The organism is Vibrio sp. R11-SG3-ISO3-SZ (assembly GCF_059834345.1).
Window position 1 is genome coordinate 1 of record NZ_JCBDGX010000178.1, and the last position, 5,223, is coordinate 5,223.

Annotated in this window: 6 protein-coding genes; all 6 read left to right on the forward strand. The window is 51.5% G+C overall.

What is annotated here, in order from left to right:
- Positions 1-511 (forward strand): methionine adenosyltransferase domain-containing protein (locus tag AC6R1O_RS18600; protein WP_500657603.1); only part of this gene is annotated, 511 nt, incomplete at its 5' end.
- A 485-nt stretch (positions 512-996) separates the two neighbouring features.
- Complete coding sequence (locus AC6R1O_RS18605) at positions 997-1,797, forward strand: DUF2189 domain-containing protein (RefSeq protein ID WP_334568345.1); 801 nt, start codon at positions 997-999, stop codon at positions 1,795-1,797.
- An 89-nt stretch (positions 1,798-1,886) separates the two neighbouring features.
- The gene (locus AC6R1O_RS18610) at positions 1,887-2,384 is read left to right on the forward strand and encodes a SprT family zinc-dependent metalloprotease (RefSeq protein ID WP_500657604.1); all 498 of its coding nucleotides are present in this window, start codon (positions 1,887-1,889) and stop codon (positions 2,382-2,384) included.
- A 198-nt stretch (positions 2,385-2,582) separates the two neighbouring features.
- Positions 2,583-3,281, forward strand: coding sequence for a deoxyribonuclease I (gene endA, locus AC6R1O_RS18615; protein WP_500631481.1), 699 nt, complete (start codon positions 2,583-2,585; stop codon positions 3,279-3,281).
- A gap of 127 nt (positions 3,282-3,408) precedes the next feature.
- Positions 3,409-4,140 carry a 16S rRNA (uracil(1498)-N(3))-methyltransferase gene (gene rsmE / locus AC6R1O_RS18620; protein ID WP_500631431.1) on the forward strand — a complete coding sequence of 244 codons (732 nt, stop codon included), beginning with the start codon at positions 3,409-3,411 and terminating at the stop codon, positions 4,138-4,140.
- 16 nt (positions 4,141-4,156) lie between these two features.
- A complete protein-coding gene (gene gshB / locus AC6R1O_RS18625; protein WP_487903653.1) occupies positions 4,157-5,107 on the forward strand; it encodes a glutathione synthase in 951 nt (316 codons plus the stop codon).
- Positions 5,108-5,223: the final 116 nt, after the last annotated feature.

Consider the following 5,223-nt stretch of genomic DNA (forward strand, 5'->3'; position numbering starts at 1 on the left):
GTGGCTCAACAAAGACACTAACTTCTTCATCAACCCAACCGGTCGTTTTGTTATCGGTGGCCCAATGGGCGACTGTGGTTTGACTGGTCGTAAGATCATCGTTGATACCTACGGCGGCGCAGCGCGTCACGGTGGTGGTGCATTCTCTGGTAAAGATCCATCGAAAGTAGACCGTAGTGCCGCTTACGCAGCACGCTACGTGGCGAAAAACATCGTCGCGGCGGGTATGGCAGATCGCTGTGAAATCCAATTGTCTTACGCAATCGGTGTTGCGGACCCAACGTCTATCATGGTGGAAACGTTCGGTACTGAGAAAGTCTCGCACGACATCATCATTGAAGCGGTACGTCAGTTCTTCGATCTACGTCCATACGGCCTGCAAGAGATGCTGAACCTACTTCAGCCAATCTACAAGAAGACCGCCGCTTACGGCCACTTCGGTCGTGAAGAGTTCCCTTGGGAAGCGACGGATAAAGCCGCAGAACTGCGTGACTTCGCTGGTCTCAAGTAATCACTGAGCCACACTACTTCAGGGCTTTTGGTTCGCCAAAAGCCCTTTCTTTTGCCTGCTATCTGGCCTCCTCGCTCGCTGTGCTCACCCCGACCTCGCATCTCCACCCATCATTGAACAAAATTTAACCGCCCAGGTTGTAATTTACGCCATTGAGGTCAATAGTTAACAATATGTTAAATGAACGCATCCAAGGATGACGTCTTTACGTATAAAACCAGACGTGACTGCCATCCCCTCTGCGCCGAGTAACACGCGCAAAGCTTGTGTTCAGATCACGGCACCAACATAAAACTGAGAGTTCACACCCTTTAACGTCAGCGTCTAGGAGCACATCAGCGAATCGGGTCAGCACTCTCTCGTGTTTGCGAACGGCTTGCGTTTAAAAACGTCTTCTGTTTACAAATACGTAACAACCCCTTTTCTCGGCCACCACTCAAAAGGCAAAGAAGAGGATGAGAATCGAGATTGATCAAGGAGGAGTTATGCCTCGTACGGTTAACCCACACGACTTCAAAGAGCAAAAACATAAGGAAGTCAGCGACCACGAATACGCGCGCACCATACCGTGTAATCAGGTCAGTATCTCTGCCCCATTTCATTGGCTCGCGCTCGGCTTGCACGACTTTGTTCGCATGCCGCTGATTAGCGCTTTCTACGGCTTGTGCTTTATGGCGGCGGCCATCGGCATTGTTCTCCTCGTCCAGTGGCAAGGCACCCACCTTGTGGTGATGCCCAGTCTGGTCGTCTATATGCTCATTGGGCCTTTTTTAGCGCTCGGTTTGTATGACGCGAGCTGGGAGCGAGAGCGCGGACATAAACCCAGTTTGCTTCACTCGATGAAAGCCATCGGACGTAACTCCACTTCACAATGGGCGTTTGCCGTGCTGCTTGCGGTGTGTATGATTTTTTGGATGCGTATCGCGGCGCTGCTGCACGCACTCTACCCGTCGGTACAAGGGGCGCCGTTGAGCGACTTTCTCCCCTTCTTGATCATCGGCTCATTAGTGGGTTTAGTGCTGGCGTGTGTCGTGTTCAGTATCTCAGCGTTCGCCATTCCGCTGATGATGGAGCGACGCGTGGATATGATGACCGGCGTATTCAGTAGCTTTAACGCCGTCAAGTCCAACATTGGTGCCATGATCGTCTGGGCTGCGATCATTTGTGGCGGGATATTAATTGGCTTTGCCACTTATGGTATCGGGATGCTCTTTACGATGCCGATACTCGGCTACGCCACTTGGCACGCGTATCATGAGGTGATTAAGAAACGCCATCACCCTTAACATGCGGCCTATTTGAGGTATAGTGAACGCCCCGAGCTCTCTCGGGGCGTTTTTTATCCTGTATCTCTGCCAGCGAAGATGAGTCACCTGTGGATCTGACCCTCACCTATTCAACTCAGCGAGTGATCGCGCAATGCATCGAGCAAGCCCGCCAAGCCTTCGGCCGGCCGTTTCCTATGCCAACGCTCTCGTTTAAGCTGCGCGGTAAAGCGGCAGGAAAAGCGTACCTGCAACTCAATGAAATCCGCCTCAATCCGGTGTTGTTTGCGGAGAATCAAGCGGCGTTTCTTCAAGAAGTGATCCCCCATGAAGTGGCCCACCTTGTCACCTATCAAGTCTATGGTCGCGTTCGCCCGCACGGCAAAGAGTGGCAAGGGGTCATGGAGTCAGTATTCGGTGTCAAAGCCAACACCACCCACAGCTTTGCTGTCAACTCTGTTCAGGGTAAAACCTTTGAATACCACTGTGCGTGTCGTGACTACCCGCTCTCTATTCGACGCCACAATAAAGTGCAGCGCAAACAGGCAAGCTATCGCTGCCAACAGTGTCAGCAGACACTGGTGTTTTCTGGCAAACAGTTGTCGTAATCACCCGCACTCCATCCCTGCCAACTATCTATCACCACTAAAACCACCCTATGGCGCGATCTCATTCAGCGTAACAAATAACATCATCACTAAAATCCTACCTTTTTGCGTGCTAGACTGTGAAAAATAATACTTTTTTCATGCTTTAACGCTCACTCAGGTTTCATTATGTCTCGACTGCCCGTTTGGTTTACTGTGATGAGCTCGCTGCTAGCGGTGACGCTCTCTTCTGCTTTCTCTTTCGCGCACGCAGCGCCGCCGTCCTCTTTTTCCAAAGCAAAGAAAGAGGCGGTCAAGATCTACGCCGATCACCCCACCAGCTTTTACTGTGGCTGCAATATTGAGTGGCAAGGGCGCAAAGGCACGCCGGATCTTAACTCGTGCGGCTATCAGGTGCGTAAGCAAGAGCGCCGAGCCTCTCGCATTGAGTGGGAACATGTGGTGCCTGCTTGGCAATTTGGTCATCAGCGCCAATGCTGGCAACAGGGTGGGCGTAAATACTGCACTAAAAACGATCAGCAATTTCGCTCGATGGAAGCCGATTTGCATAACCTGACCCCAGCGATTGGTGAGGTCAACGGCGATCGTTCAAATTACAACTTTAGCCAGTGGAATGGGGTTCAAGGAGTGACCTATGGGCGCTGTGAGATGCAGGTCAACTTCAAACAGCGTGAAGTGATGCCGCCCGATCGAGCCCGCGGATCCATTGCTCGCACCTATCTCTACATGAGTAAAGAGTACGGATTTAAACTCTCAAGCCAGCAAACCAAGCTGATGAATGCGTGGAATAAAACCTACCCCGCCGACGCCTGGGAGTGCGAACGCGACAACCGCATCGCTAAAGTGCAAGGCAATCACAACCCGTTTGTGGTTGAGGCATGCCAAGCAACCCCATAACCACCTAGCTCTAGGAACTAGGCACTCGACTTCTCAGCACGCTTTATCTCACGCTAGCCCCTTGTTTTTTCGCTCAAAGGCATCCATGTTAGTGGGATAACTTTTGGATTTGCAGGAAACCAACGCAATGCGCATGCCACGACTCTATCACCCAGAGACCATCCACCAGCTTGGGCCTCTCGCCCTCAGTGACGATGCCGCCGGCCACGTCGGCCGAGTGCTGCGCATGAAAGAGGGTCAACAGGTGCTGTTGTTTGATGGCAGCGGCGCACAATTCCCTGCCACCATTACCGCTGTAGGAAAGAAAAACGTCGACGTCGAGGTGTTAGATCGCGTTGAACAAAGCTGCGAGTCACCGCTGGATCTGCACTTAGGTCAAGTGATCTCACGCGGAGATAAAATGGAGTTCACGATTCAAAAATCCGTTGAGCTTGGCGTCAATACCATTACGCCCCTTATCTCTGAGCGCTGTGGCGTCAAACTCGACCCCAAACGTTTTGAGAAAAAGCTCGCTCAATGGCAAAAAATTGCCATCAGCGCCTGTGAACAGTGCGGCCGGAATACCGTCCCTACCATTCGCCCAATTATGTCGCTCGAAGCGTGGTGCCAAGAGCAATTCGATGGCTTGAAGCTCAATTTGCATCCGCGCGCCAAATACTCAATCAACACCCTACCGACTCCGGTAGAAAAAGTGCGTTTGTTGATTGGCCCTGAAGGCGGCCTTTCTAGCGATGAAATCGATATGACTCAGCAATACCAATTTGAAGAGACGCTGCTCGGTCCTCGCGTGCTACGTACCGAAACCGCAGCCCTTACCGCTATTACCGCCCTACAAGTTCGCTTTGGCGATCTTGGCTAAACGGAGAACACTATCCATGATCAAACTCGGCATCGTGATGGACCCGATCTCGTCCATCAACATCAAAAAAGACTCTAGCTTTGCCATGATGCTGGAAGCGCAGCGCCGCGGCTACGAAATTCACTACATGGAGATGAAGGATCTTCATCTAGAACAGGGCGTCGCGATTGCGGACACCAAAGTGGTGGAGCTAAAAGAAGATCCAAGCGGCTGGTATCAGTTTAAATCTGAGCAGACCATTGAGCTGTCAGAGCTTGATGCGGTATTGATGCGTAAAGATCCCCCATTTGATACCGAATACATCTACGCGACATACATCCTTGAGCGCGCCGAAGAAAAAGGCACCTTGATCGTCAACAAGCCGCAAAGCTTGCGCGACTGCAATGAAAAACTGTTTACCGCGTGGTTCCCAGAGCTAACGCCAACCACCTTAGTGACTCGCAGCGCAGACAAGATTAAAGCCTTCCGTGAGCAACATGGCGACGTGATTTTAAAACCATTGGATGGCATGGGCGGCGCGTCGATCTTCCGTGTAAAAGAGAACGATCCTAACGTTTCCGTGATCATCGAAACCTTGACCAACCATGGTCAACACTACGCGATGGCGCAAACTTTCGTCCCAGATATTAGCAATGGTGACAAGCGTATTTTGGTGGTGGATGGCGAACCGATGCCCTACTGCTTAGCGCGTATTCCTGCCAAAGGAGAGACTCGCGGTAACCTAGCCGCAGGCGGACGTGGCGAAGCAAGACCACTGAGTGAGACAGATAAACAGATCGCTCTCGCTGTAGCGCCTACACTTAAAGAAAAGGGGCTGATTTTTGTTGGCCTTGACGTCATCGGCGACAAACTGACTGAGATTAACGTTACCAGCCCAACGTGTATTCGTGAAATCGAAGCCGCATTTGATATCTCCATTACCGGCAAGCTGATGGATGCGATTGAACGTCGCATTGAGCAGAAATAATCTATCGGTGATGGGATAACCCAGCTCTTGAGCGGCATTCGCGCTATGAGTGCCGCTCAATTTAAGGTGGAGTCATGATGAATTTAACCAACCATTTTCTCGTTGCCATGCCGGGG

Bases quoted from the DNA above. Each gene is read 5' to 3' on its own strand.
- AC6R1O_RS18605 (WP_334568345.1), top strand. From the start codon at position 997: ATGCCTCGTACGGTTAACCCACACGACTTCAAAGAGCAAAAACATAAG.
- endA (WP_500631481.1), top strand. From the start codon at position 2,583: ATGAGCTCGCTGCTAGCGGTGACGCTCTCTTCTGCTTTCTCTTTCGCG.
- rsmE (WP_500631431.1), top strand. From the start codon at position 3,409: ATGCGCATGCCACGACTCTATCACCCAGAGACCATCCACCAGCTTGGG.
- gshB (WP_487903653.1), top strand. From the start codon at position 4,157: ATGATCAAACTCGGCATCGTGATGGACCCGATCTCGTCCATCAACATC.